The following is a 25,570-nucleotide window of genomic DNA, read 5'->3' as shown; positions in this document are numbered from 1 at the left end:
AAATAATGAACGCAACACGCAACACCTCAAATTACCATATCGAGCTGGAAGATAAGTACGGCGCACACAATTATCATCCGCTTCCGGTAGTTCTAGACCGTGGTGAAGGCGTTTTTGTATGGGATGTAGAAGGCAAACGATACTACGATTTTCTTTCGGCCTATTCCGCGGTGAATCAGGGTCATTCTCATCCTAAGATCGTGAAAGCGCTTACAGAACAGGCTCAGAAGCTGGCTTTGACTTCCCGTGCTTTCCACAATTCCAAATTGGGCGAATACGAAGAAAAAGTAACCAAACGCTTTGGTTTTGATAAAGTTTTACCAATGAATTCCGGCGCGGAAGCTGTGGAAACCGCGGTAAAACTAGCCCGCAAATGGAGTTATGAAGTAAAAGGCATCCAGGAGAACGCTGCAAAGATCATTGTGTGTGAAAACAATTTCCACGGGCGTACCACAACGATTGTTTCATTCTCCAACGATCCTGACGCCAGCAAAAATTACGGTCCTTTCACGCCAGGATTTGTAAAGATTCCTTATAATGACCTCGGCGCGCTGGAAGAAGTTTTGAAGAATGACGCTCAGAATATCGCGGCATTTTTAGTGGAACCCATTCAAGGAGAGGCAGGCGTTTATGTGCCCGATGAAGGTTTTCTGAAAAAAGCGGCTGAACTTTGCAAGCAGCACAATGTTTTATTTATCGCTGATGAGGTGCAGACCGGCATCGCGCGTACCGGTAAAATGATTGCCTGTAACCATGAGGATGTGCAGCCGGACATTTTGGTATTGGGAAAAGCGTTATCAGGTGGAATGTATCCTGTGTCGGCCGTTTTCGCCAATAATGACATCATGAACGTCATCAAGCCGGGGCAGCATGGCTCTACTTTTGGCGGGAACCCTCTCGCTTGTGCTGTGGCAACCGCAGCTCTGGACGTGGTGGAAGAAGAGAATCTGGCGGAAAGAGCAGAGAAACTGGGTAACATCTTCCGTACGGAGATTGAGAAACTCATTGAGAAAACCGATCTGATCAGTGGAGTCCGCGGTAAAGGCTTGCTGAATGCAATTTTAATCAACGACACCCCTGAAAGCACCACCGCCTGGGACTTATGTCTGGCGCTGAAAGAGAACGGCCTGCTCGCCAAGCCTACCCACGGCAATATCATCCGACTGGCGCCGCCATTGGTCATCACCGAAGAGCAGATAATGGAGTGTGTTGATATCATCCGAAAAACGGTAATCGAATTCAGGAAGTAGCATTTTCTGCTATTTTTTGATAGAATGTTAGATAATTGCTGGACATCACTTTGTAATCAAATTGTTTTGTCCAGTTTTTTATTTCAGGTACCAGATCCTCTTTATTTTTGTGGAAGCTGCTTACCTTTTCTGTATAAAATGCGGCCATTTTTTCAGCTTCGAAATCTTCAAAATAATATGCGTAGTCACCGCCGATTTCCGGTAAACTTGTAAAGGTAGAAAGAAAGACGGGTTTCCCAAGCGACATGGCTTCAATAGGCGGAATCCCGAATCCTTCAGCCGTACTGGGATGGCACAGCGCTTCGCAATGCTGTATGAGCGCGTATTTCTCTTCCTCGCTGATGTTCTTCAGGATGTGGACGCGGTCCTCAAGTTGCAGTTCTTTAATTCGGTTTTTTACTTCCGAGGCGTAGGGTTCTCTTTCCTCCGAGGCGATCATCACCAGGTCCCGGTCCAAGAACGGTAGCATTTCGATCAGCCTCAGTTGGTTTTTTTTCTCGAAGAGCACACCGATGTTCAAAATGTAGTTTCTGTCTGCGAAGTTGTTGAATTTCCCTAACTTATATCCGCGGTTTTCTGGGAGTTGTAGCCCGTTATGAATGACTTCAATTCCTTTGAGTTTCTTTAAAGGAAACAGATGTCGGTTAGCCTCAAAATCTTTTTTCACAAAATGTGAAATACAAATGATGTAATCCGCATATTCCAGGTTTTGCCTCACTGCGGACAGCAATTTTTTCTTTTTATTGTCCGGCAGGTTTTCATGCAGGAAATTAAGGTCATGCAATGTTACGACTTTAAGCGACTTCCTGTAATTTTTCTTGAAATAAGAAGACGCCTGATGACTTACATGGATGATCTGAAAGTCTTTGCTGAAGTTTTCATAAAATTTATGCCGTCTCTTCCATTCCTTTTTTGCTTTTAAAGGAAAACCAACCGAAGAGAATTTGCCGAAATAAGTAATGCTGAAAGGGTGGGCGCTTTCCTCGATCCCGCGCGCAAGATTCCTGAACACGTTGGCAATGCCCGAAAATGGTCTCCGAAGCCGCTCCAGATCAATCAGTATTTTTACACTCATTTACTTTATTTATGATAGCTGTTATTTTCAGAACTTTTTCGTGGCAAATATAATCCGAAATTGTGTTTAAACATTACCCCGACTACAAATAGCCCGTATTTTGGCGGTCGTTGATTAAATTTACGGGTTATAGTGTTGGATATTTCTGTATTTTTGGCGAAATCTATCAAGATGCCTAAGAAGTATTTATTTTTTGTTTCGCTTCCTTACAGTTATTCAATCCTTCGGCCTTTGCAAGAGGAGATCTGGAAGAACGGTGATGAAGTTGCGTGGTTTATCGAAGAGCCATGCGATGTTTTACTCACGAAGCAGGAAAAACAACTCAGCACCATACAACAAGTGATTGATTATAATCCGATTGCTGTTTTTGCGCCGGGAAATCATGTGTACGATTTTTTCCCGGGGGTAAAGGTGCAGGTCTTTCATGGCTACGCGATGAAAAAAAGAATCGAAAGGATAGACGACCATTTCACCATTCGTGGCTGGTTTGATATTTACTGTACCCAAGGGCCAAGCAGCACTGCTTACTTCCAGAAACTATCCCAAGAGAAAGGTTTCTTCAAGATTTATGAAACCGGTTGGTGTAAGGTAGATCCTTTTTTTAAAGTAGCTCCCGGCGCACCTGGGAATCCGCGTCCGCTGGTTTTATATTCGCCGACTTTCACGAAAGATATTTCGTCGGCAGACAAGTTGTATGATACACTCCGCGGGTTAATGGCTACAAAGCCATGGGACTGGCTCATCACTTTCCACCCAAAACTGGATGATCCTGCGTTGATAGCGGAGTATAGATCCTTGGCAGAGGAATTCCCGCATGTGAACTTCCAAAGGTTTAATGATGGTTTGGAGACACTGAGGAAGATAGATGTGATGTTATGCGACAGCTCATCCATCATTATTGAAGCCATGCTGCTGGATAAACCGGTGGTGACGTACAGGAACACGCATCCGGGTAAGCATTTGATAGATGTAAACGATAAGGATGCGATCGGCGAAGCGCTTGAGAGAGCCTTGCAAAGACCACAAGAGCTGATGGACGAGATTCATCAATATACGCTGCATCATGAGGCGCACCGCGATGGCCAAAATTCGCGGCGTGTACTTCAGGCGGTGGATGATTTTATTGAAAATTACCAAGGGAAACTGAAACCAAAACCACTGAATCTGGTCCGTAAGTTAAAAATACGCTGGAAGGTGAAATATTTAAGATTTAACTTCCTATAAAAATCTATGGATAAAAAAATAGCCATCGTTGTTCAGAGATATGGGTTAGAAGTTAATGGCGGGGCCGAGTTCCATGCCCGCATCTTGGCTGAACAGCTTGTGAAGAGATATTCGGTGGAAGTCCTAAGCTCTACTGCGCTGGATTATCATGGCTGGGATAATTATTACCCGGAAGGTCCAGATTTGGTGAATGGCATTGCCGTACGCCGCTTCCGCACCTTCAAGCAAAGAAAAAAAACCACACGCCAGGCGAGACGCGCTATCTATAAAAAGAAGAAATATTTCAAGATCTTAAAATTTCTTGGTGTATTCAATAGGGTAGACAAAGCCTTTAGGATCTCTAAGGTAACCCAACAGCATATTGATAAGTGGCTAATCGGCCAAGGCCCTTACGTCCCAGATTTGATTGAATACATTTCTGAGAACAAGAACCGTTTCGATGTATTTATCTTTTTCACCTATCTATATTATCCTACAGTTGTCGGGATGCCTATTGTGGCTGAAAAATCTATTTTCGTGCCTACTGCCCACGATGAGCCGATACTTTATACAAAGCCATATGAGAACATATTTTCCCTGCCTACATTCATCATGTATAATACCGAGTGCGAGAGGTCGCTGGTGGAGAAGCATTTCAAAACTTCAGAAAACGTTGATGTAGCCGGCCTGGGCATTACTCCGTATGCCGGAAAGTTTGAAAAACTGCCCGAAAACTTGACATCAAAGAAATATTTTATATACATCGGTAGGATAGACCTGGCTAAAGGATGCGATAAAATGATTCATTATTTCTTGCAGTTCAAAAAATCGAATCCTCAGTACAATGATTATAAGCTGGTGGTGGTAGGGAAAAATTACATGAAAAAGACCTATCACGACAGTTCTGTCTTTTATACAGGATTTGTGAGTGAAGAACTGAAGCACACGTACCTGTACCATGCCTTGGCGATGATCATGCCTTCGTATTATGAAAGCCTTTCGCTGGTGACGTTGGAAGCCATGGCCGCAGGTGTTCCGGTAATTGTTAACAGATCGTGTGCGGTACTTTATGATCATATCGTGAAAAGTAATACAGGGGCTTCTTTCGATGATCAGCAAACCTTCACCTCAAGTTTACAGAAGTATATAGATCTCTCGGAAGACGATCACCAGAAAGAAAAGTTAAGAGCCCAAAAGTATGTTACCGATAATTTTGACTGGAAGACGGTCTTAGCGAAGTTTGATCGTGCTGTGGATATGATTGTGACCGCAAAAAAAGAAATCTGAAGGCGGTAACCGCTATTTCCTTTCGTAATCGTCCTCTATGCGTACGATGTCATCTTCGCCAAAATAGGTTCCGGTTTGTACTTCTATAAAAACAAGTGGCTTATCAGATAAATTCATGATCCGGTGTTTTGCACCCAGCGGGATGTATATGCTCTCACCATATTTCAAATGATGTTCTGCGCCATCCAAAACCACCACTGCTGTTCCCTCGACGATCGTCCAGAATTCCTGTCGCTGATGATGATACTGATATGAAAGTCTTTGCCCGGGGTTTACTTCAATCCTTTTCAGTTTATACTGTGGTTCATCTTCCAAAACATAATATTTTCCCCACGGTCTCTCTCCTACTTCTAACATGATAATTCGTTTTATTACTGGATGTTTTTAAAATACTTTTTTAATACCAAAAGCGAAATTAAACTTTCTGCATTTTTGTTGTCAAATTGTTTACGGTATTCTTGTGCATTTTCTATAATATTTCTGCATTCATTTTCGTGATCAAGGTAGTAATGAAGTCTCTCTTCCAGATTAGTATAATCTTCGTTGATGCAGATAAAGTGTTCGTTTGGTACTAAGGTTCCCTCCATATACCAGGTCTCCATCTTCAAAGGAGGGGAAATAGCGATGGAATTTGATGACATGATCCATTTTAAGTTACTTGCAACATCATTTCCCTCCAGGCTCAGAATAAATTTATATTTCAGGTGCTCTTCTATACTGATCTTTGGTTTCAGCATCTGCGGATTTCCACCATTTTTATTGATCTGTCCTAAATCACATAAAGGATGGTTAAAATACTGCTCATAGAATTTGATGCGGTGCTTTTGATGAACAGCCGCCCTGCCAACCATTAGATTCTTCTTTGCGGAGAATTTTAAGGAATCCCGTACAGAGATGAAATGTCGCACCTTATTCAAATTCATCAGGATGTTATTCGCGTTATCCCCGTGAATGGGCCGGCTCTTGGTTATCGTCGGGATGTCTAGAATGGTATTCACATCACCAAAGGCAAAATCAATTAAATTGTCTTTTGGGAAGTATCTGGCAAATTCAAATGTGTCGAAATAATAAACTTTCTTGCTCCGAGGATTCAGTAAATCTTCTATTTTTGTACCATTCCGTACGGTTTTAACTTTACTGTCTATTTTATTGTAATAATCAACTCTTGCTTCGGCCTTTTTGATGTCATTGCTAGAAAGGGCTTTATAAAGCTCCTCTATTTTCTTTTCTGCCGTTTTTACAGGTATAAACCCCCGCGAGTACCCTTTTAAATAAAATGAAAATTTATTTTCTTTAACGACCTTTGTCATATCCCATATAAAGCGCCAAATATACTACAATCCACCTATTTTACTTAAATTTGCACCTTAAATTTTTTAGTAAAATGAGCAAAGTAAGAGTGCGTTTCGCGCCAAGCCCTACAGGGCCTTTACATTTAGGTGGAGTAAGAACCGCGCTGTACGATTATCTTTTCGCCAAAAACCAAGGCGGGGATTTCGTCTTAAGGATAGAAGATACCGACACCGCACGTTATGTGGAAGGTGCCGAAGATTACATCATGGAAGCGCTGCAATGGTGTGGTATAGTGCCCGATGAAAGCCCGAAACACGGGGGCAAATACGGCCCTTACCGCCAATCCGAACGCCGCGGGATCTACGACCGGCATCTGAAAGAAATACTGAAAACCGACTACGCATATCTGGCCTTCGACACTCCGGAAGAACTTGATGAGATCAGAAAAGAATTTGAGCTCAGCGGAGAGGTGTTTGCTTATAATTATCTTACTAGAACCCGTCTTAAAAATTCCCTTACCCTCTCACCACAGGAAGTTCAGCAGTTGATTGATGATAAAGTGCCCTACGTGGTACGCTTCAAGATGCCGGTTGACCGTGTCCTGAACCTCGAAGATATCATCCGCGGGAAATTCTCGGTAAACACCAACACACTTGACGATAAGGTTTTGGTAAAAAACGATGGTATGCCCACTTACCATTTTGCCAACATTATTGATGACCATGAGATGGAGATTTCACACGTCATCCGTGGTGAAGAATGGTTGCCTTCACTAGGGCTTCATTATCTTCTGTACGAAGCTATGGGTTGGCAACGGCCGCAGTTCGCACACCTTTCACTCATATTAAAGCCCGAAGGTAAAGGGAAACTCAGCAAGCGGGATGGTGATAAATTCGGGTTCCCCGTATTTCCGCTAAATTTCAAGGATCCAGAAACCGGCCATGTTTCCAAAGGGTACCGTGAAGATGGCTATCTGCCCGAAGCGTTCATCAATATGGTCGCACTGTTGGGGTGGAGTCCTGCCAACGACCGAGAAATACTGTCTCTCGAAGAAATGGTAGCAGAGTTCGACCTCAATAAAGTACATAAAGCCGGCGCACGTTTCAATAAGGAAAAAGCAGAATGGTTTAACCATGAATACCTGAAACTGAAGTCTGATGAACAGATCCTGCACTTATTGCAACAGGTTCGCGATTTGGATCTCGAAGGTCAGTCCGATGAAAAGCTGCTGAAAGTAATCAGCCTTATGAAAGAGCGCGCTACCTTTGTGAAAGATATTTACAATGAAGGCAGATTCTTCTTTGAAAAACCGGCTGTCTACGATGAAAAAGCCGTGAAAAAAGCCTGGAATGATGCAGCTGTAGAAAATATGAGCGCTTTGGCAAACCATTTAGAAAGCATGTCAGCCTTTGATCCCGATAGCATCCGCGCCGCGGTACATGAGTTTGCAGAACAGCGTGGGCTGGGCATGGGAATGGTGATGATGCCGCTGCGTCTGGCACTGGTGGGTGAACTGAAAGGGCCTGATGTGCCGGATATTCTTAACATCCTCGGGAAAGAAGAAAGTTTGTCACGGATAAGAAATGCAGTGGATAATATCTGATGATTCCGTATATTTTGCTAAATTTGAAGGCTAAAGCTTAACTCAACAAATGGAATATTTAAATTTTGAACTTCCGGTAAAAGAGCTGATGGATCAGTACCAAACCTGTTCGCTCGTAGGCGAAGAGAGCGGGGTGGATGTGAAACTGGCCTGCTCCCAGATCGAAGATAAAATTATAGAAAAGAAAAAGGAAATCTACGGAAACCTTACGCCGTGGCAAAGGGTTCAGCTTTCGCGCCACCCCAACCGCCCTTACGCGTTGGATTTCATCAAAGGAATTACAGATAAAGACAGCTTTCTGGAGTTGCATGGCGACCGTAATTTCGCTGATGATCCTGCTATGGTAGGTGGTTTGGCCACAATCGACGGGCAACGTGTGATGTTGATTGGTACCCAGAAAGGCAGAACAACCAAGGAGCGCCAGCTGCGCCGTTTTGGAATGAGCAATCCGGAAGGCTACCGTAAAGCGTTGCGCCTGATGAAACTTGCCGAAAAGTTTAAAATTCCAGTGATTACTTTAATAGATACCCCAGGCGCATATCCCGGCCTTGAAGCTGAAGAGCGCGGCCAGGGAGAAGCCATTGCCCGTAATATTTTTGAAATGACGATGCTTAAGACACCCATTTTTTGTTACGTTATTGGTGAAGGTGCCAGCGGTGGGGCTTTAGGTATCGGCGTGGGTAACAAAGTCTATATGCTCGAGAATACGTGGTATACCGTTATCGCACCGGAAAGCTGCTCCTCGATTCTTTGGAGAAACTGGGATCATAAAGAGGATGCTGCCAACGCGCTGAACTTGACTCCAGCAGATGCCCTTCGCGAGAAGTTTATTGATGGCATCATCGCTGAGCCGCTGGGTGGCGCACATTATGAGCCTGAGGTGGCCTATGAGAACTTGAAATGCTCCATCTTACAGAATATTAAGGCTTTTTCCGCATTTACAGGGAAAGAACTTGAGACCCAGCGTCAGGATAAATTTATCGCGATGGGCCAGTTTAAAGGCTAAAGAAATATTGATATAATAAAAGACCTGTAAACTATTTTTGTTTACAGGTCTTTTTATGTTTTGTGAGCAAAGTTTTATTCGAAAAGTTCCGTGGTATTAAGCACAGTTACCTTTCCGTCTTCACAGCGAATCGCTTCTCCCGGGAAATTCTGGATCATGTGGTAGTCATGCGTCGCCATGACCACAGCGGAATTGTTTTCAAAAGCCACTTGCTTCAGCAAGGTCATGATTTCGTTTGAAGTCTCAGGGTCAAGGTTTCCGGTGGGTTCATCGGCCAAGATCAGTTCCGGGTGGTTCAGCAGCGCGCGCGCAATGGCAATACGTTGTTGCTCACCTCCAGAAAGTTCGTGCGGCATTTTATGTTTTTTAGACTTCATCCCTACACTGCTCAGCACTTCATTAATTCGGTCATCGGTCTTGTTTTTATCATTCCAGCCGGTGGCTTCCAGTACGAAGCGCAGGTTTTTTTCTACGGTGCGGTCGGTCAGCAACTGAAAATCTTGGAAGACGATCCCGAGCTTTCTGCGAAGGTTGGGGATTTCAGAAGTGCGTAAACCTTCTAAGTTAAAACCCGCTACGGTGCCCTGCCCGCCCGACAGTGGAATATGCCCGTACAGCGTTTTCAGTAAAGAACTTTTTCCGGAGCCGGTTTTGCCGATAAGATAGCAGAAGCGCCCACGCTTGATGTTGAGGTTTACCTCGTTCAGTACGGTAAAATTCTTTTGTGCAATCTTCGCATTCTTCAGCTGAATGACATCTTGACCTTCGTGATAGGAGTGTGGCATAATGGTTTTATTAAAATAAAAATCTGCCGTGAAGCCGATTTTATAAGGGTATAGGATAACCTTTCAAAAATAGATAAAACTTTTTTCAGAACCGAAATTTTAGGAAATTTTAACAACAAAAAATGCCTGAAAATTACTTTTCAAGCACATTTTATATGATAATTTATGAGGTTATCTCTTAGCGCGTGCAGCACTAACGGTTAAACTCTTTCTGCCTTTCGCTCTTCTTGCAGCCAAGACTCTTCTTCCGTTCGGGGTGGACATTCTCTCTCTGAAACCGTGTTTGTTTCTTCTTTTTCTCTCTGATGGTTGGAAGGTTCTCTTGCTCATTGCTTATATTTTTAAGTAAAAAACTATATCTTATTTTTCAGACTGCAAAGATAACGAACTTTTTATTTTGTGCAAATTTATTTTAATAATTTTAAAATATTAATCAGCAGATTATCAGCCTTTCCGGTTTTTACCCGCCTCAGTATTTTTTCCGCCGCGTCAACGGCACTGAAAAAGCGCTATCTTTGATCCCACAAAAGTACTCTTATGTTTACGTCTGCCGAAATTATTGCTATAAAAGATTTGCTGGTCCCACAGAATAAAATTGTTATCATCACGCATTATAACCCCGATGGGGACGCCATAGGTTCTTCTTTGGGATTAAAGCACTTCCTACAGCAGAAAGGGCTGCAGCCGGAAGTCATCGTACCCAACGATTTTCCTAAATTCCTGAAATGGATGCCCGACGCCCGAAAGATCACCATCGCGGATTATAAGAGGAAACAGGCTGGCGAAGCCATTTATAATGCAGATGTAATCTTTATCCTAGATTTTAACGCCTCACACCGCAGCGGCAATCTTGTAGGCCCTTGGATTGAAAAAGCGCGTGCCACGAAAATCCTTATTGATCATCACCAGCAGCCAGACGCGTTTGATTATGTGTATTCTGATGTGAGAATTCCTGCCACTTCGCAAATGGTATATCATTTCATTCAGGCGTTGGGCGAAGAGTCTTTGGTGAATAAAAATATCGCGGAATGCCTATATACCGGCATCATGACCGATACGGGCGGCTTCCGGTTCCGTTCGACAAGCGCTACCACACATCGTATCGTGGCAGATTTAATAGAGAAAGGTGCTGATCCGGCGATGATCACATCTAATACCTGGGATACCAATACGGTGTCAAGATTGCATTTGCTGGCGCTTATCCTGGGCAGAATTGAAGTGGTAAAAGATGGTAAAGTGGCCATTCTGTGGCTGAAACGCGACGAACTGAAAGAGTTAGGCTTTCAGAAAGGGGATACGGAAGGTTTTGTGAACTACGGGCTCAGTATTATGGGAACACAGGTTTCCGCCTTTTTTATGGAAGATCTTTACGAGGATTTCATCAAGATTTCTTTCCGGTCTAAAGATGAGGTGGATGTTAACCAGTTTTCCCGTAAGTATTTCAATGGTGGCGGGCACATCAATGCGGCCGGTGGTAAATATTTTAAAAGTATAGAAGAAACCATCGAGGACTTCAAGGAAAAAATGGAAGCGGAAGAGTTTTAATTCCTAAAATACAAGTTTTTTCGGGAGGTTGTGCAAAAGTTCTGTGTTGATGATTTCTGCGCAAATCGCTGGCTTTTCCCAATGTCCGTTATGTCCACAATCCACTACATAAGATTTGATATTTGTTTTCCCTGGCAGTTTTTTCAGTAAAAGTTCAGTCTTTACCGCCGAATCATGTTTTCCTGCAATGAGCAGGATCTTGCCTTCGAAGGTGCTGATGGTTTCTGTATGGTCTTTGCGCTCCGCCATGCCTTTCACTGCGGCCAGCACGCCTTGCGTTCTGGTGGAGAGGGCTATTTCCTTGGCGAGTTCAATTTTTCCTTCAAGAATGTCTTTCTCATTCGGGTTGAAAAGATTTGGGACGCCGGCTTTCACATAATTAGGAAAGGCTTCTTTAATGATCCGTAGGCTTTTCAGGCGCTGTTCTTTCTTGTCCTCATCATCTGCCAAGAAACTCGAGAAAAAGAGCGTCATGCTTTTAAGCAAATGCGGGAATTTCTCTACCAAAGCTAAAGAAACATATCCGCCCATCGAATGTCCCAGGATGTGGAAGGGGGCAAGCTGCAGTTTATCAGTCACGTTTTTCACCTGTTCAGCCATCAGTTCCATCGGGTGTGTTTCACCGTAGGTCTTCGATTGGCCGTGACCGGGGAGATCAATTTTAATGAGTCGGAAACTTGTGGACAGGTAAGGCTCCATTTCCTCCCAAATCAGGCTGTTTTCCATAAACCCGTGTAGGAGTACCAGTGGTTCTTTTCCGTTTCCTGAGATTTCGTAATGCAGCATTTTCGTTTGATTTAAAAATAAATATCAATATAATCTACAAATCCTTCGCCATTAATTTTGTGCTGTAACCGCCAGAAATTACCTTTCCCTTCATTAAGGAAAGTGGTGTTCTTGTTACGGAGATATGTTTTCCCGTCAATACTCTGCCGAATGTCACCCATAAAATTAAGATGTTTATGCGAAACCTGTTTTATTTCGCCTTCTATGATGAGGTAATTACTGCCGGAAGTGGCTTTGCCGACAACTGTATATCGGTCTTTGCCTGATCTGTCAAAATGTACTTTGCCCGAAAAAACGGTGTTATCTGATGAGAACCTCAGTTGATGTTCGCCACTGAGGTCTGCGAACTGGTTAACGTTGTTCTTTTTCGCGATGCGTTCGTTGATTTTGCGACGTTCGGCGTTCACGCTGTCTTCCCACTTTTTATGCATGGCAAGTTCTGCGGCGGCTCGTTTTTCCTTATTGTCGCAGGAAATCAGGGATAAGGCAATAAAAAAGGCGATAAATCTCATATCTAAAAGATTTATTCAAAAGTACTTAAATTTCAGGTGAATGAAGTACCAGGGCGGGTTACATTTTTGTTTTAGAATCCATCACGATGGTTACCGGTCCGTCATTAAGTAAAGAGACCTTCATATCTGCACCGAAGATTCCGCTTTCGGTTATCAGTCCCGATGCAGCGATCTTTTCTTTAAAATATTCAAAAAGCGGCACGGCTGTAGGTGGTTTGGCGGCTTTTATAAATGATGGGCGGTTGCCTTTCTTATAGTCGGCGATCAGTGTAAACTGGCTGATACAGAGGATTTCACCGGCAACATCAAGCACGGAAAGGTTTAATTTGTCCTCCTCATCCCCGAAAATGCGTAGATTCAAGATCTTTTGTATCAGCCAGTCGGCATCTTCTTGCCGGTCGTCTTCATCAATGCCTACAAGCAAGAGCAAACCCTGTGAGATGGATCCTACAGTGATGCCATCTGTCTTTACACTTGCTTCAGAAACCCTTTGTATAACAATCTTCATGTGGTTTTTTTTAATCAAAAATTGTTAAGATGCCGCTGTAGGCATCATAATTATACCGATATGTCTTTGGTGCCATGGGCGCGACTTTAATGGGTTCGCCGGTAATCAAAATCCATTCTGCGCCATCTTGTGGGCATACGATCCGGATGTTATTCTCTACAGAAAGCGTCGTGTTGGCATCAGGGCAAATATGTGGCGCATTGCGGTCGTACACGCGGAAACCAGTAGTAGTACGCACCACGATTAATCCGCGGGTTCCCGACTGCTGTTCATTAATATATACCCATCCGTTTGTTGTTTGCAGTGGGTAATATGCGGGTAGATTCAGGTTAAGGACTACGTTGATGGGGGTCTGCGGAAAACAGCGAACGGTTTCTTCGCGTTCGCGGCAGGAGCTGATAATTAAGCCGCTGATAATGAGTGAAATTGCCAAAAACAGAACCGAAAATTTTCTTCGCATTCGAAATAAATTTATATATTTGTAAAACGAATTGAAACAGAAATCATTGTCCGGCAAATGTCGGATTATTTTTTTATACTAACATTAAATACACGAAATATGGCAAGTTATGTTACCAAAGAAGGCTTAGACAAGATGAAGGTTGAACTTGAACAGTTGGAAACAATAGAGCGACCCAAGATTACCCAACAGATTGCTGAAGCGCGTGACAAAGGCGATCTTTCTGAAAATGCAGAATATGATGCTGCTAAAGAAGCACAAGGAATGCTGGAGATGAAAATCGCCAAACTGAAAGATACCATTGCCAACTCTAAAGTTATTGATGAAAGCCAGTTGGATACCTCGAAAGTATCCATCCTTACCACCGTGCGCCTGAAAAATAACGCCACCAAGGCCGAACAGAAATTCACGCTGGTGCCAGATAACGAAAGCGACCTGAAAGCCGGAAAGATCTCTGTAAATACCCCAATTGCAAAAGGCCTTTTGGGTAAAGTGGTAGGCGAAAATGCTGAAATAGTGTTACCCAACGGTAATAAGCTTTCTTTTGAAGTATTAGAAATCTATCTTTAAATCTTATTGAAATGGGTACTGTTTTTAGCAAAATAGTGGCGGGTGAGATCCCAGCTTATAAAATTGCCGAAGATGACCGGCATTTGGCTTTTCTGGATGCCATGCCGTTGGTAGAAGGGCATACATTGGTCATCCCAAAGCATGAAACAGATTTCATTTTCGACATTGACGCGGCAGAATTTAAAGATCTCTGGGGTTTTGCGCAGCAGGTAGCAAAAAAACTGCAAAAGGCATTTCCTCAGCAACGCATCGCCGTGGCAGTAGTGGGACTCGAGGTTCCGCACGCGCACATCCATCTCATCCCTATCCATCAGGTAGAAGACATGAATTTTAAAAATCCCCGGCTGCAACTGACCGGTGAAGAATATGCTGAGATTCAGCAAGCAATTACGAATATCTAATAAACCCTTGTCAAAGTATTTCTGCTTTGACAACTTTTTTAAAAATACTTATCATTATATATGAATCCGAACCAATGTTCCTTCTGCGGAAAAAAAAGAAATGAAGTAGAGCTGCTGATTTCCGGTAACGAAGGTTTCATCTGCGAAAACTGTATCGAGCAGGCACATGCCATTATTAAAGAGAATATATCGGGCAGTAGTTTCTTGGCAGCCGAAAGCATGGCAGAACTTAAAAAGCCTAAAGAGATTAAGACTTATCTTGACCAGTATGTCATAGGGCAGGACCAGGCGAAGAAGCAACTGTCTATCGCAGTGTACAATCATTACAAAAGACTTCTTCATGCACAGGATGAAAAACGTGAGGTAGAGATAGAGAAGTCGAACATCATTATGATCGGCGAAACCGGTACTGGGAAAACATTGCTGGCCAAAACCATTGCCCGCGAACTGAATGTGCCCTTTTGCATCGTTGACGCTACGATCCTAACCGAAGCCGGCTATGTAGGGGAAGATGTGGAAAGCATTCTGTCCAGGCTTCTGATGGTGGCTGATTACGATGTGGACAAAGCCGAGAAAGGCATTGTTTTCATCGATGAGATTGATAAAATCGCCCGGAAGTCCGACAACCCAAGTATCACCCGCGATGTATCCGGTGAAGGCGTACAGCAGGGATTGTTAAAACTTTTGGAAGGCAGTATCGTAAATGTGCCGCCACAAGGTGGTAGAAAGCATCCGGATCAAAAATATATTCAGGTAAATACCCAAAACATCCTCTTTATCGCTGGCGGTGCTTTCGATGGCATCAAGGAAATCATTGAAAGAAGACTGAACAAGCAGGCTATTGGCTTCAGTGCTGAAAAGTTAAACAAAACAGAAGATGACGCTTACATCCTGAGCCAACTTAACGCGATAGACCTGCGTAAATTCGGTCTGATCCCAGAGTTGCTTGGGCGTTTCCCTATCGTCACTTATCTGGATAAACTTACCAAAGATACCATGGTGAGAATCATGAAGGAGCCTAAAAACTCTATCGTAAATCAGTTTGTAGAACTGTTTAAAATGGATGGTGTTACGCTTACCTTTACAGATGAGGCCATTGAAAGAATTGTAGAAGAAACGATGGACAAAGGGCTTGGTGCCCGCGGACTGCGCGGGACTACCGAGAAAGTTCTGGAAAATTATATGTTTGATATCGATCAGTATGATGAGCTGACTCTGGATGCTAACAATGTCATTTTCTAATATTTACGACTATTTATTTTGAGTTTTTTTAGAAAAAGAAATACCTTTGTACGATATTTGCATATCCAATTGACACAAAACCATATACGATGAGAAAAAATATACTTACGCTGTCGCTTTTAGCGGCAAGTTTTACTTCATCAGCCCAGGTCCTCTTCCATGTAAGCCCTAATACCAGATTTTTCGTTGGCGAAAATGCTTTGGTGTATAATGGTGGTGGTTTACAAACACAAGGGGATGCCATCTACGAAGTACGAGGAAATGTAATGGTTGTCGGTAACGGCACCACTGATGTATTTAGAACATTAAATGCTGATGGAACTAATAGAACTACGGGCGGTAACTTTATCCTCCGAATGAACCGACCGGGTGATTATGCAAATGCAACTAACCCTTCAACCTATGGCCAGTTATACCTTCAGGGCTTTTCGCAGGCTAATATTGTCGGGGTGGTAGACAAAGAATATCGTGCTGCAAGACATGGCACTTATCAACAGATTGCACTGCCATTTAGTAATAAGACGATTTCAAGTCTTTCTGGCGCACCAAATGCGATAGGGACATTCGGTAAAACTTTTACCAATACCCGATACTCCCATAATGAAGTTTTGGTATTTAACAATACGGCGGTTGTGTCTGATAATTTACCAGTATCTTCTTCTACAACCAAAGGTAATACCTACTATATGCTGGGGTCCTATGGGTTGGATACCGCTAATCCGCCAGCAAGTATGCCGGCTAATGCGCCTGTAGCTAACGGTACTGTGTATACCCTGCGGGGCGTTCCTGTTGCTGAAGGGATTTCTGAGGTATTACAGAATGCGGGCAGTGCCGTAGATTTTGGTTCTGGTGGAAATAACAGGAATTACTATAATGAAAGGTACAATACATATCTACAGGATCAGTGGGATTATGCTACAAACCCAGCTAGTCCTTGGTCTATAGCTACATTTGGCAAGAATATTTATCAGTTCGGTAATCCATTTCTTACAAATCTGGATCTAGGGATGATTGGGGTTAATGATACCAACGGCGATGGTAATGCCCTGACTGATATCCAGGGAATACGTGTTGATCCTGGTACTGTAGAGACAAGTTTGGTAAGCGGTACATTTTCAAGGAATGCCCAAGTAATTAACTTTACAAATGGTGCTGCACCCGTAGGCGATGTAGGGGTTATCATCAGACCGATGCAGACTTTTGTCGTTAAAATGAGAAATAACAACCCTCAAAGTGGGCAAAACCGTACCCTTAATTTTGATACATTAAGAAGATTTAATTATACACCGAGAGTTACGGGTACGCCGTACAGTGTTACAGCAGCTCGTAATGTTTCCAACAGTGTGAAACAATTGGGAGTTATAGCCCTTGATGAGAAAGGCCAGGAAATGGCACGTACCTATTATGTCGTTTATCCTGATGCCGTAAGTGGCAATTCAGCTACTCCAACAGTACAATCTACTTTGGGAAGTGCAAATATTATTGGCACTTACGAAGAGCATCCGGTGAACGGAGGTGTAGATCCCAACTTCAAAAACATGTACTGGCTTTATATAAATGAAGCCAATGAAGTAGATTTTAAAGGGAAAGCAATACCATTAGCGTTATACAATGAAGATATCAAAGCTTTAAAATTTGAAATACGGGAGAATGCACAATTGGTGAATGATAGAGCAACACAACTTTCCAGCGGGACAGGATTCTATTATCAGGCACCTGATGGCGAAGTAAAACAAATCGCCCAAAATCAGGAGATTCCTGTGACAAGTGATCAGTATAATCTTTACTATGGGCAACCCGATAAAGCGCTTTCAACAGATGTGGCCGTAAAGCCCTCGCGTACCATGGTGGTGTATAATCCGCCGGCAGACCAGTTCGTCGTTCGCTTTGATCCACAGTGGAAGCGGGCGCAGGTACAGGTGTTCGATATATCTGGCAAATTAATAATTTCCGAAAATAATGTTCCAGCAGATCGCGATTTTATATTGAATCTTACGAAAGGTAATTCCGCGTACATCGTAACCGCTGTTTCTGAAACCGGAGCTAAAATCAGTACTAAAATCATTAGATAAATACACAAATTATGAAAATATTTACCAATTTTATTCTGCTGCTGTTTCTAATGGTCGGGATAGTAGGCAAGGCTGAAGAAATCCCTGCACCTCCTATGACTCCACAGGCGCCACCGGGCGGTGGAGGTGGTGCGGTTGGACCTGGTACACCGGCTTCACCCATTGATCTGTATGTATATGTATTAATGATCGCAGCATTTATAATACTCCTCTACTACAGGAAAAAACTACAGCACAAGGCGGCTTAACGCTTAATGAAACTCACCAATTTGTATGGTGAGTTTTTTTTTATATTTACATCATGAAAAGATTTTTAGTTATTATATCAATACTGGTAGTGAACACTGTATCATCACAGTTTAAAATAAATGTGGAAGCACCGGCAAGCTTCAGCCCGAAAGAAGTGTACTTATACACGCTGCACGGTTCCAAAGACATCCTGAACGCGAAAGAAATCCGCAAAGGAAATGTTTGGCAGATAAATGTTACGAAACCTTACATAGGGATGTTGAAACTCTATTTCCCGGAAGGAAACACCTCTATAAACCTTATTTCTGAAAACAAAGATGTAAGACTAAAGTTTGATACTGAAAATGGTAAAATTACCCATGTTCAGTATCTCGATGAGAGTAATGCTTTGATGAATGCCCTTCAGGATGCGCAGCAGAAAAAAGAATATATTCTCCCCGCACTCCACCAAATCAAGGATTATTACACCGCAAACTCTGAATTCAGACAGGCATTAGACCGTGAAATTAACAGGCTTTCCGCTGCTACTACAGACATTTCAAAGTATCCATTCGTTCAGTTTTACCATACCAATTACGCCCAATATGTAGAGAAAAACCCGGCCAAGAAACTCACACATGATGAGATGGCAAGCTTTCTGAACAAATCCAACGAAATGCTGGAGACCTCATCTCTGCTACGTCCTGTACTGATCTCGTATCTTAACGCTGGTGATAATGCCAACCTGATTGCGGATGTGGACAAGCTCCTAAAAGTAGTAAATATAGAAACACCCCGCGGCCAGACTATTTTATCTGAACTGATTGAAATCTTCGATGCTTACGGTATGAAAGACCTGAAAAACCGTTATCTTACTGAGGCGAAGAACCTGAAATGTACGGTTAATGACCGTCTTGCACGCACCATCGCTACCAATAGCAACACAGAAATCGGTGCTGTATTAGAGAATTATGTATTTAATCAACCGTCTAATACCACTGCGAAATCTATTCATCAGGTGAAGGCAGATAAAAAAGTCATTGTATTCTGGACATCCACTTGTTCGCACTGTGAAGCCGATGTGCCGAAACTCATTGAAAAATATCGCGCAATGAAATCAAAAAATATAGAAATCATCGCGCTTTCTTTGGATACTGACAAAATTGCCTACGATAATAAAGCCAAAACCCTCCCGTGGATTAATGATACTGAATTGAAGGGTTGGTACAGTTCTTTTGCGGAGAAATATAATGTAGTTGCCACGCCAACTTATTTCGTGCTTGATGCCAACAATAAGATCATTGCCAAGCCAGACCATGCGGCGGATGTAATTTCTTATTTAAATCTGAACTAATTTTTTGTTACATCCCAAAATATTTATATATTTGCACCACTTTAACGGCGAGGTAGCTCAGTTGGTTAGAGCGCAGGATTCATAACCCTGAGGTCACGGGTTCAATTCCCGTCTTCGCTACAAAATCCCTTTTCATAAAGGGATTTTTTGTTTATTATACAATATGGTAAATCGTGGTTGTTTATAATGTGAATTTCTTTAACGGATTATTAATGAAAGACAAATAATTACACTCCAAATTCCGACTTTAAGATGTTTTGAGATATATAAATTTTAATCAACTGTTTATATTTCAGTCGAAATAATATATTGTAAGTGCTTTTATGGTGGTTTGGAAAAAATATTTTAAACTTTTTTTAATAAAACATGAAATATTTTTTCGTTATTAAACCTTTTGTAGTGATAAATATTCTTTATCAAACTGAAAGTATTATTACAATTAAATTGCCAAAATTAGTAATTTATTATTATTAGATTTTTATATGTCACATAAAATTACTTGTTTTATATCCGTTTCATGGATAAAATTTGGTCAATTAAAAGTTTTGTGGTAATTTTACACCGTCTTAATAAGGGCATAGCTTTTATTCGGGCATAAATTTTTTTTCATCATTTGTGTTTTTGAATCGTATCGTAAGATGCGATTCTTTTTTTATTTCAAACGTTCATGTCTTACCAGCAAATCCACAAAGTAGGAATAGGTAATGCTGCCTTCCTGGCGGTTCCCCTTCAAAAAAAGATCGTTTGTAAAGCCGAATATCTCTTCAAATATCCCTTCATGGGTTTCACGGTGTTTTCTTTCCGCGGCACGGTCTCGCTTCATTCCGGGGGAGTATTGTCGGATGATGGTCTTTACAAAATCCGGATGCTCTTCTGCCAGTGCATTTAGAAGTGATTTCAATACAAAATATTGTGTGGAATACCGCAATTCGGGATTGGTTGCTTCTTTTCCGATTAAGTAGCCAATGAAATTAGCTTCGTGTTCGCGTGCGAAACCTAACTGATGCGCGCTTTCATGCGCCAGGGTGAATGGCAGATAAGTAGATGGCAGCAGCGCGTTATATTGAGCCTCTGCCGTAAAGGGATTATAATATCCAAGAATCCCTGAAAATCCCATGATCTTACTGAATAAGCTTGGTTTGAAGGCATCGATTCCTGTACTTTTTTTGTCATTAAATAAGAGCGGTATTGCTTCCTGCTGCTGTAAGATTTCAAACTTAATTTCCTGAAGGCTTGTGATTTTGAAAGTACCCGACTGGTCTTCTTTAACGTTTTTTCTTGTTTCTATGCATTTGTTCAGATACTGTATAGCCAGACTTTTAATTTCTGCTACGGTGATGTCTTCTTTCGGCAGTTGTTGCATAATAGGCGGCTGAAAATACAGCATCCCCCATGCCAGTTGATAGATGAAATAGAAGACGTTCAGCATGATAAGTGTGATGATGGCGTATTTCTTTCTGCTGTGTCTTCGTATCATCTTTACGATTAAAAAAATAAACAAACCCGCTAATATGATATAGCATACATCACCAACAGAAAAGTGAACAGCCGCAAAAATTCTTTGGTGGACTGCTTTTTGAAATTCAAATAGACCGGCGCTTAGATTTATAAAGAAATCGAGTTTCGAGAAAAGGTAAAACAAAAGAAATTGGGCAAGTAAAATACCCGCCCAAAATCTTTTTTTCTGTAATAAATATCGGTTAGTGGCCGCTTTCATTTTTTATTTGGTCTAATGAAATGCCCTGTGCTTTCAGGATGCCAGTCACACGGATGGCATAAAATGCCAAATACGCAAAACATACAATTCCTATGATATAACTGAAATGGATATTGGTCATATCCGCTAAAACGCCTTGCAGCCAAGATACGATACCGCCCCCCATAATCATCATGATCAAGTAACTGGATCCCTGATTGGTATGCTTGCCCAAACCATTGATGGCGAGTGCAAAAATACAGGGCCAAAGGGTAGAACAGAATAACCCCACACTCGTAAACGCATACACCGAAACCATGCCCGTAGTTGCCATCCCCAGCAGGAGTGCCAGAATGCCAAGAGACGAGAAAATCAGCAACATCTTTGCGGGATTTCCTTTACTCATGATATCACCCGCAATCATTACCAATATCACCGCGCCATAGATATAGAAAGGGCTGAGGTCGTGTTTGGCGATAGCGTTTACTCCCAGAAATACACCAAAGGCCAAATAAGGTGCTAAGAACCGTAGGATTTTTTTGGTGCCAGCTTTCACGTCAAATGCTTCTACTGCGCCGCCCCATCTACCAATCATGAGGGAGGCCCAGTAAAGTGAAATATAAGGCGCAATATCTTTGGTTTCAAAACCAAGGTCGTTTTCCATATAGGCGGGTAGGTTACTTGCGGTAGCTACCTCTACACCCACATAGACGAAGATCGCGATCATCCCAAGTACCAGCTGCGGATACTGAAATGCGGATGTTCGGTGGTGCCCGTCTGGTGCATCAGCTGTGTCTTCTTCTACAACAGCGGTGATCTGTGGCAGTTTCGAGAATTTAATAAGCAGAGCAACCAGAATAAAGGCGATACCAAGTCCTAAATATGGGAGTTTTACGCTTTCGATGCTGGCTTCTGTATTTTCCGCGGTCGCTACACCAAAAATGGCAAAAGAAACAATCAGTGGTCCTACGGTTGTTCCAAAATTATTGATCCCGCCTGCAAGTGTAAGTCGTTGCGAACCGGTTTCTTTAGGTCCTAAAGCAATGGCCAGAGGATTTGCGACGATCTGTAAAAGAGAAAATCCTAAACCAATAATAAACAACCCGCTGATCATGAGTATAAAGGAACTGTTATTAGCCGCTGGGATAAAGAATAACGTACCCACTACGGAGATAAGTAAGCCGTATATCAAGCCGTTTTTATAACCAATTCGGTTGATTAAATCGTTCTTTAAAGATTTGGATATGAATAAATATATCAGGGAACCTACGGTGTAGGCAATGTAAAAAGCGAGTGAGACTAACTGGCTTTGTCCTTGGGTGAGATTAAATGCTTTTTTGAAAACAGGTATCAAGATATCGTTGCTCGCCGCAACAAATCCCCAGAAAAAAAACACCGTTACCAAAGGGATAAACTGGCCCCAATTGGTTTTAGAATTGTTTGTTGACATATTTGTTAAGAATTACTTAGTAACAAATATAGTTATTTTATTTTCTCAATTTGTCCCAGTAATACATTTTTTATCAGCATGTGCGCTTCATTTTTCAGTTCATTTACGCTGTGGTAAGGGCTCAGGATGTCGTTTAGATACACCTTGACTTTCCCCGGGTGTCCTTTGGAATGATCGAAAGGGAACATCTCCTTCAAACCTGTAAATGTAAACACCACCAGAGGCGACTCATGTTTGGAGGCAAGAATAAAAGCACCATCCTTAAACTGATCCAGCACCACCGAAGTGTCATCGGGTACGCCACCTTCTGGGAAGATCACAATGCTTTGGCCTTCCTCCATTCTTTCTGCGCAACGGCGATAAACCTCAGCGCGGCTCCTGGCCGAACTGCGGTCCACCATCACGCAAACTCTTTTGTAAATGATGCCGAAAACGGGGATCTTCACCAGTTCTTTTTTCCCCACGTAGCATAAAGGATGATGAGGCATCAATATGCACGGCAGCATTACATCCATAATAGATGTATGGTTAGATACAAATACATACTGCATAGACGGATCTATTTTTTTATCCGTCAGCCGTATGAGTTCATAGCGGAAACCCATCCCGTAAAACATCCCGTAGCACCATAGTCTGATGACTTTGTAGGCGTATTTATAATGATTTTTTCTGATGGAGAGCAACAGGACAGGGATTCCCAGCGCCAGTGTAAGCACAGTTCCCAAAATAACCATCCACCCACGCCATATATAATTCAGGATTCTTGTCATTTTTTTATCTTCTTAAAGGATTATCCACCGGCTTTTACCCGTTAAAAATAATTTTTTTCTTCACCGTATAATTCATCACAGAAACCAGCAAGATGGCCGAAACTTTACTCAACATCTCGCGGCTGATGACGATCATACTTAAATCTAGATGACTGGAGAATACAAACCCGAAAAATATCTGGAAAAAGGCCAGGCTTACCATCGTAGAAAGGAATGATACGCCCATGAAGTACACGAACTCCCGGTTTTTAGAATGGCGGCCGCGTACGAATACAAACCAGATGCTCAGGAAATAATTGGTGAGGATACCACAACTGGTAGAGAAAATATTGCTCAGCGGGAAATGTATGCCATAAAAACGATACTCCCAGGGGAATACAGTAGGCAGATAAATACTGAATATTTTAAAAGACCCAATCTCCACCACCGCGCTCAGTGCACCGGCGATAATGAAAAGGATCACTTGTTTTTGCCGCAGCAGAAGAGTCTTCATATATAGGTATCAATGCAAATTTATAACTATATGTTAAAGATTAAGAAAAAGCTGTTAAAATATTTTTTCATGTTGATATTATATTTACTTTTAAATTATAATTCTTCGAGTGTTATGTAATAGTTTCATTTCCAAAACATTGCAATGGTGGTATTTTACTTCTAACAGCCGTTTTTCACGGTTTTCTTATCTTTTAATTTTAAAAAAACTCTCTATGACTCCCAAAAGACCGTACCGGAAATTCAGCAGCCATCAAAAAGAAATACAGGCTTTAGAAGAAAAAAGCGATCGTTTTAAAAGAATCTTTACGGAATATCAAATGATGAGCGACGAGTTGTGGAACCTTGAAAACAGCGAAACAACCAACATCCCAGATGATTTTATAAATGCTATCATTCTACAAACCCAATGTTTAGAAGAAGAAATAAACAGCTGGCTTTTGCCAACAGCAGGCCAAGAACGTCCATCATTTTCCGTCACATCAACTGGTTTTTCCTAACGCAGCACTTTCCGTATCTTTGCAGCCAATTACCGTAACCTGCATGATGATCAATCTTTCCCAAAATAGAAATCTAAAACTCTTTAAACTCATATCTGGCATTGCAGCGCAACATAACCAATCGGTCTACATCGTTGGCGGATATGTAAGGGATTTGCTGATGAAAAGGCAGGCACCCACGGATATCGATTTTGTTACCGAAGGCAACGGTATCACCTTGGCACAGGCAGTCGCGAAAGAAATTAACCCAAACCAAAAAGTGTCGGTATTCAGAAATTACGGTACAGCGATGTTCCGCCATCACGGTCTCGATCTCGAGTTTGTAGGGGCACGGAAAGAAAGTTATGCCGAAAATTCACGCAAGCCCTCCGTTGAAACAGGAAGTCTGGAGGATGACCAGAAACGTCGTGATTTTACCATCAATGCACTTGCGATTTCTCTTAATCAAGATGCCTTTGGTGAACTGATAGATCCGTTTGGTGGCATAACTGATATACAGAACAAGATTTTACGCACACCGCTTGAGCCCAGCCAGACGTATTCTGATGATCCGCTGCGGATGATGCGCGCGATACGTTTTGCCGCTACTTTGAATTTCAGTATTGAAGATCGTTCTCTACAGGCCATTAAGAAAGAAGCCGCAAGAATCTCGATTGTATCCATGGAGCGGGTGATGGTTGAATTTAACAAAATGATGCTGTCTGAAAAGCCTTCCATAGGTCTGAAATTGATGGAACAAACAGGTCTGTTACAACTTATCATTCCTGAGTTAACTGCACTGCGCGGCATAGAGGAAGTGGAAGGGCAAACACACAAAGATAACTTTTGGCACACGCTGGAAGTCGTAGATAACATCTCACGGAACACCGATAAGCTGTGGCTACGCTGGGCCGCGTTACTTCATGATATAGGCAAAGCACCCACTAAAAAATTTGTTGAAGGTACAGGCTGGACTTTTCATGGGCATGAGTTTTTAGGCTCAAAAATGGTAAAACAATTGTTTCAGAGGCTTAAACTTCCATTGGGGTATGATCTTAGGTATGTGCAGAAAATGGTGAAACTTTCATCACGTCCCATCGCATTGATTGATGACGGAACATCTGATGCGGCCTTGCGCCGTCTGCTCTTCGATGCCGGTGAGGATTTAGAAGATCTCTTTACCCTTTGCAAAGCAGATATCACAACGAAAAACAGCCATAAACAGGCGAAATTCAAGAAGAATTTTGAATATGTAGCCCTAAAGATAAAGGAGGTGGAAGAGAAAGACCATATCCGAAACTTTCAGCCGCCAATCTCAGGCGAGGAAATCATGGGGCTTTTCAATTTGAAGCCAGGTCGTGAGATCGGGATTTTGAAGGAAAAAGTAAAAGAAGCAATCCTGGAAGGCGAGATCGCAAATGATAAAACCGAAGCCCGAACCTTCGTCATCCGCGAAGCGGCCACGCTGGGGCTTGAACCCTCACCTTAAAAAGCGTTGTTAGG

27 protein-coding genes and 1 tRNA gene are annotated in these 25,570 nt (G+C 42.3%); 15 read left to right on the top strand and 13 right to left on the bottom strand.

What is annotated here, in order from left to right; all coding sequences use genetic code 11:
• Nucleotides 1–5 precede the first annotated feature (5 nt).
• Entirely contained in the window at nucleotides 6–1,250 is a 1,245-nt protein-coding gene (gene rocD, locus CO230_RS09605; RefSeq protein ID WP_122028397.1) for an ornithine--oxo-acid transaminase, read from the top strand.
• Here the strand turns inward: rocD and CO230_RS09600 are convergent.
• Nucleotides 1,240–2,325 (bottom strand): glycosyltransferase family 4 protein, encoded by a 1,086-nt coding sequence (locus CO230_RS09600; protein ID WP_122028396.1) that lies wholly within the window; start codon nucleotides 2,323–2,325, stop codon nucleotides 1,240–1,242. The two genes, rocD and CO230_RS09600, sit on opposite strands and share 11 nt — an antisense overlap.
• A 171-nt stretch (nucleotides 2,326–2,496) precedes the next feature.
• Between CO230_RS09600 and CO230_RS09595 the strand changes: the two genes are divergently transcribed.
• Together CO230_RS09595 and CO230_RS09590 are read left to right on the top strand one after the other, a co-directional pair.
• Nucleotides 2,497–3,549: a UDP-N-acetylglucosamine 2-epimerase gene (locus CO230_RS09595; RefSeq protein ID WP_122028951.1), complete on the top strand. Its 1,053-nt coding sequence runs from the start codon at nucleotides 2,497–2,499 to the stop codon at nucleotides 3,547–3,549.
• Between the two features lie 6 nt (nucleotides 3,550–3,555).
• A complete protein-coding gene (locus CO230_RS09590) occupies nucleotides 3,556–4,815 on the top strand; it encodes a glycosyltransferase family 4 protein (RefSeq protein WP_122028395.1) in 1,260 nt (419 codons plus the stop codon).
• Between the two features lie 12 nt (nucleotides 4,816–4,827).
• On the opposite strand, the gene CO230_RS09585 is transcribed toward CO230_RS09590, so the two are convergent.
• On the bottom strand, nucleotides 4,828–5,172 hold the full coding sequence (locus CO230_RS09585; RefSeq protein WP_162990021.1) for a phosphomannose isomerase type II C-terminal cupin domain: 345 nt from the start codon (nucleotides 5,170–5,172) through the stop codon (nucleotides 4,828–4,830).
• Between the two features lie 14 nt (nucleotides 5,173–5,186).
• Nucleotides 5,187–6,125 carry a glycosyl transferase family 90 gene (locus tag CO230_RS09580; RefSeq protein WP_122028393.1) on the bottom strand — a complete coding sequence of 313 codons (939 nt, stop codon included), beginning with the start codon at nucleotides 6,123–6,125 and terminating at the stop codon, nucleotides 5,187–5,189.
• 74 nt (nucleotides 6,126–6,199) lie between these two features.
• Here CO230_RS09580 and gltX point away from each other — a divergent pair, with 74 nt between their 5' ends.
• Both gltX and CO230_RS09570 read left to right on the top strand, forming a co-directional pair.
• Entirely contained in the window at nucleotides 6,200–7,711 is a 1,512-nt protein-coding gene (gene gltX / locus CO230_RS09575) for a glutamate--tRNA ligase (protein WP_122028392.1), read from the top strand.
• Between the two features lie 49 nt (nucleotides 7,712–7,760).
• The gene (locus tag CO230_RS09570; RefSeq protein ID WP_122028391.1) at nucleotides 7,761–8,717 is read left to right on the top strand and encodes an acetyl-CoA carboxylase carboxyltransferase subunit alpha; all 957 of its coding nucleotides are present in this window, start codon (nucleotides 7,761–7,763) and stop codon (nucleotides 8,715–8,717) included.
• A gap of 74 nt (nucleotides 8,718–8,791) precedes the next feature.
• Here the strand turns inward: CO230_RS09570 and CO230_RS09565 are convergent, their stop codons facing one another.
• Together CO230_RS09565 and rpmH are read right to left on the bottom strand one after the other, a co-directional pair.
• The gene (locus CO230_RS09565) at nucleotides 8,792–9,502 is read right to left on the bottom strand and encodes a cell division ATP-binding protein FtsE (RefSeq protein ID WP_122028390.1); all 711 of its coding nucleotides are present in this window, start codon (nucleotides 9,500–9,502) and stop codon (nucleotides 8,792–8,794) included.
• A gap of 171 nt (nucleotides 9,503–9,673) precedes the next feature.
• Nucleotides 9,674–9,832 carry a 50S ribosomal protein L34 gene (gene rpmH / locus CO230_RS09560; RefSeq protein ID WP_039365072.1) on the bottom strand — a complete coding sequence of 53 codons (159 nt, stop codon included), beginning with the start codon at nucleotides 9,830–9,832 and terminating at the stop codon, nucleotides 9,674–9,676.
• A gap of 207 nt (nucleotides 9,833–10,039) precedes the next feature.
• Between rpmH and CO230_RS09555 the strand changes: the two genes are divergently transcribed.
• Nucleotides 10,040–11,047: a DHH family phosphoesterase gene (locus CO230_RS09555; RefSeq protein ID WP_122028389.1), complete on the top strand. Its 1,008-nt coding sequence runs from the start codon at nucleotides 10,040–10,042 to the stop codon at nucleotides 11,045–11,047.
• Between the two features lie 3 nt (nucleotides 11,048–11,050).
• Here CO230_RS09555 and CO230_RS09550 read toward each other — a convergent pair whose 3' ends face one another.
• Genes CO230_RS09550 through CO230_RS09535 form a run of 4 tightly spaced genes read right to left on the bottom strand, consistent with a single transcriptional unit; the run spans nucleotide 11,051 to nucleotide 13,313 of the window.
• Nucleotides 11,051–11,833: an alpha/beta fold hydrolase gene (locus CO230_RS09550; RefSeq protein WP_122028388.1), complete on the bottom strand. Its 783-nt coding sequence runs from the start codon at nucleotides 11,831–11,833 to the stop codon at nucleotides 11,051–11,053.
• A gap of 11 nt (nucleotides 11,834–11,844) precedes the next feature.
• Entirely contained in the window at nucleotides 11,845–12,345 is a 501-nt protein-coding gene (locus CO230_RS09545) for a hypothetical protein (protein WP_122028387.1), read from the bottom strand.
• Between the two features lie 58 nt (nucleotides 12,346–12,403).
• Nucleotides 12,404–12,853, bottom strand: coding sequence for a D-aminoacyl-tRNA deacylase (gene dtd, locus CO230_RS09540; RefSeq protein WP_122028386.1), 450 nt, complete (start codon nucleotides 12,851–12,853; stop codon nucleotides 12,404–12,406).
• A gap of 10 nt (nucleotides 12,854–12,863) precedes the next feature.
• Nucleotides 12,864–13,313 (bottom strand): hypothetical protein, encoded by a 450-nt coding sequence (locus tag CO230_RS09535; protein ID WP_122028385.1) that lies wholly within the window; start codon nucleotides 13,311–13,313, stop codon nucleotides 12,864–12,866.
• A 99-nt stretch (nucleotides 13,314–13,412) separates the two neighbouring features.
• Between CO230_RS09535 and greA the strand changes: the two genes are divergently transcribed.
• From greA to CO230_RS09500, 7 genes are all read left to right on the top strand, one after another.
• A complete protein-coding gene (gene greA, locus CO230_RS09530; protein ID WP_122028384.1) occupies nucleotides 13,413–13,883 on the top strand; it encodes a transcription elongation factor GreA in 471 nt (156 codons plus the stop codon).
• Nucleotides 13,884–13,894: 11 nt separating this feature from the next.
• Nucleotides 13,895–14,284 (top strand): HIT family protein, encoded by a 390-nt coding sequence (locus tag CO230_RS09525; protein ID WP_122028383.1) that lies wholly within the window; start codon nucleotides 13,895–13,897, stop codon nucleotides 14,282–14,284.
• Nucleotides 14,285–14,344: 60 nt separating this feature from the next.
• Nucleotides 14,345–15,526 (top strand): ATP-dependent Clp protease ATP-binding subunit ClpX, encoded by a 1,182-nt coding sequence (clpX, locus tag CO230_RS09520; RefSeq protein WP_122028382.1) that lies wholly within the window; start codon nucleotides 14,345–14,347, stop codon nucleotides 15,524–15,526.
• A gap of 89 nt (nucleotides 15,527–15,615) precedes the next feature.
• Entirely contained in the window at nucleotides 15,616–17,598 is a 1,983-nt protein-coding gene (locus CO230_RS09515; RefSeq protein ID WP_122028381.1) for a T9SS type A sorting domain-containing protein, read from the top strand.
• An 11-nt stretch (nucleotides 17,599–17,609) separates the two neighbouring features.
• On the top strand, nucleotides 17,610–17,846 hold the full coding sequence (locus tag CO230_RS09510) for a signal peptidase (RefSeq protein ID WP_162990020.1): 237 nt from the start codon (nucleotides 17,610–17,612) through the stop codon (nucleotides 17,844–17,846).
• A gap of 53 nt (nucleotides 17,847–17,899) precedes the next feature.
• The gene (locus CO230_RS09505; protein ID WP_122028379.1) at nucleotides 17,900–19,180 is read left to right on the top strand and encodes a peroxiredoxin family protein; all 1,281 of its coding nucleotides are present in this window, start codon (nucleotides 17,900–17,902) and stop codon (nucleotides 19,178–19,180) included.
• 46 nt (nucleotides 19,181–19,226) lie between these two features.
• Nucleotides 19,227–19,300: transfer RNA gene (locus CO230_RS09500), tRNA-Met, on the top strand.
• Nucleotides 19,301–19,832: 532 nt separating this feature from the next.
• On the opposite strand, the gene CO230_RS09495 is transcribed toward CO230_RS09500, so the two are convergent.
• The 4 genes from CO230_RS09495 to CO230_RS09480 are packed head-to-tail and all read right to left on the bottom strand — an operon-like array spanning nucleotide 19,833 to nucleotide 23,589.
• Entirely contained in the window at nucleotides 19,833–20,822 is a 990-nt protein-coding gene (locus CO230_RS09495; RefSeq protein ID WP_262601887.1) for a DUF3810 domain-containing protein, read from the bottom strand.
• A 58-nt stretch (nucleotides 20,823–20,880) separates the two neighbouring features.
• On the bottom strand, nucleotides 20,881–22,326 hold the full coding sequence (locus CO230_RS09490; RefSeq protein WP_122028377.1) for an MFS transporter: 1,446 nt from the start codon (nucleotides 22,324–22,326) through the stop codon (nucleotides 20,881–20,883).
• A 32-nt stretch (nucleotides 22,327–22,358) separates the two neighbouring features.
• Nucleotides 22,359–23,096, bottom strand: coding sequence for a lysophospholipid acyltransferase family protein (locus tag CO230_RS09485; protein ID WP_122028376.1), 738 nt, complete (start codon nucleotides 23,094–23,096; stop codon nucleotides 22,359–22,361).
• A 34-nt stretch (nucleotides 23,097–23,130) separates the two neighbouring features.
• Nucleotides 23,131–23,589, bottom strand: a complete 459-nt coding sequence (locus tag CO230_RS09480; protein ID WP_122028375.1) for a GtrA family protein — start codon at nucleotides 23,587–23,589, stop codon at nucleotides 23,131–23,133.
• A 139-nt stretch (nucleotides 23,590–23,728) separates the two neighbouring features.
• Here CO230_RS09480 and CO230_RS09475 point away from each other — a divergent pair, with 139 nt between their 5' ends.
• Both CO230_RS09475 and CO230_RS09470 read left to right on the top strand, forming a co-directional pair.
• A complete protein-coding gene (locus CO230_RS09475) occupies nucleotides 23,729–24,088 on the top strand; it encodes a hypothetical protein (RefSeq protein WP_228438122.1) in 360 nt (119 codons plus the stop codon).
• Between the two features lie 43 nt (nucleotides 24,089–24,131).
• Nucleotides 24,132–25,556 (top strand): CCA tRNA nucleotidyltransferase, encoded by a 1,425-nt coding sequence (locus tag CO230_RS09470; protein WP_122028373.1) that lies wholly within the window; start codon nucleotides 24,132–24,134, stop codon nucleotides 25,554–25,556.
• The last annotated feature ends 14 nt before the right edge of the window (nucleotides 25,557–25,570 follow it).

Source organism: Chryseobacterium sp. 6424 (assembly GCF_003692615.1).
Taxonomy (GTDB): domain Bacteria; phylum Bacteroidota; class Bacteroidia; order Flavobacteriales; family Weeksellaceae; genus Kaistella.
The sequence above is the reverse complement of the archived record's forward strand: the minus strand, read 5'-3'. Positions and strand labels throughout refer to the sequence as shown.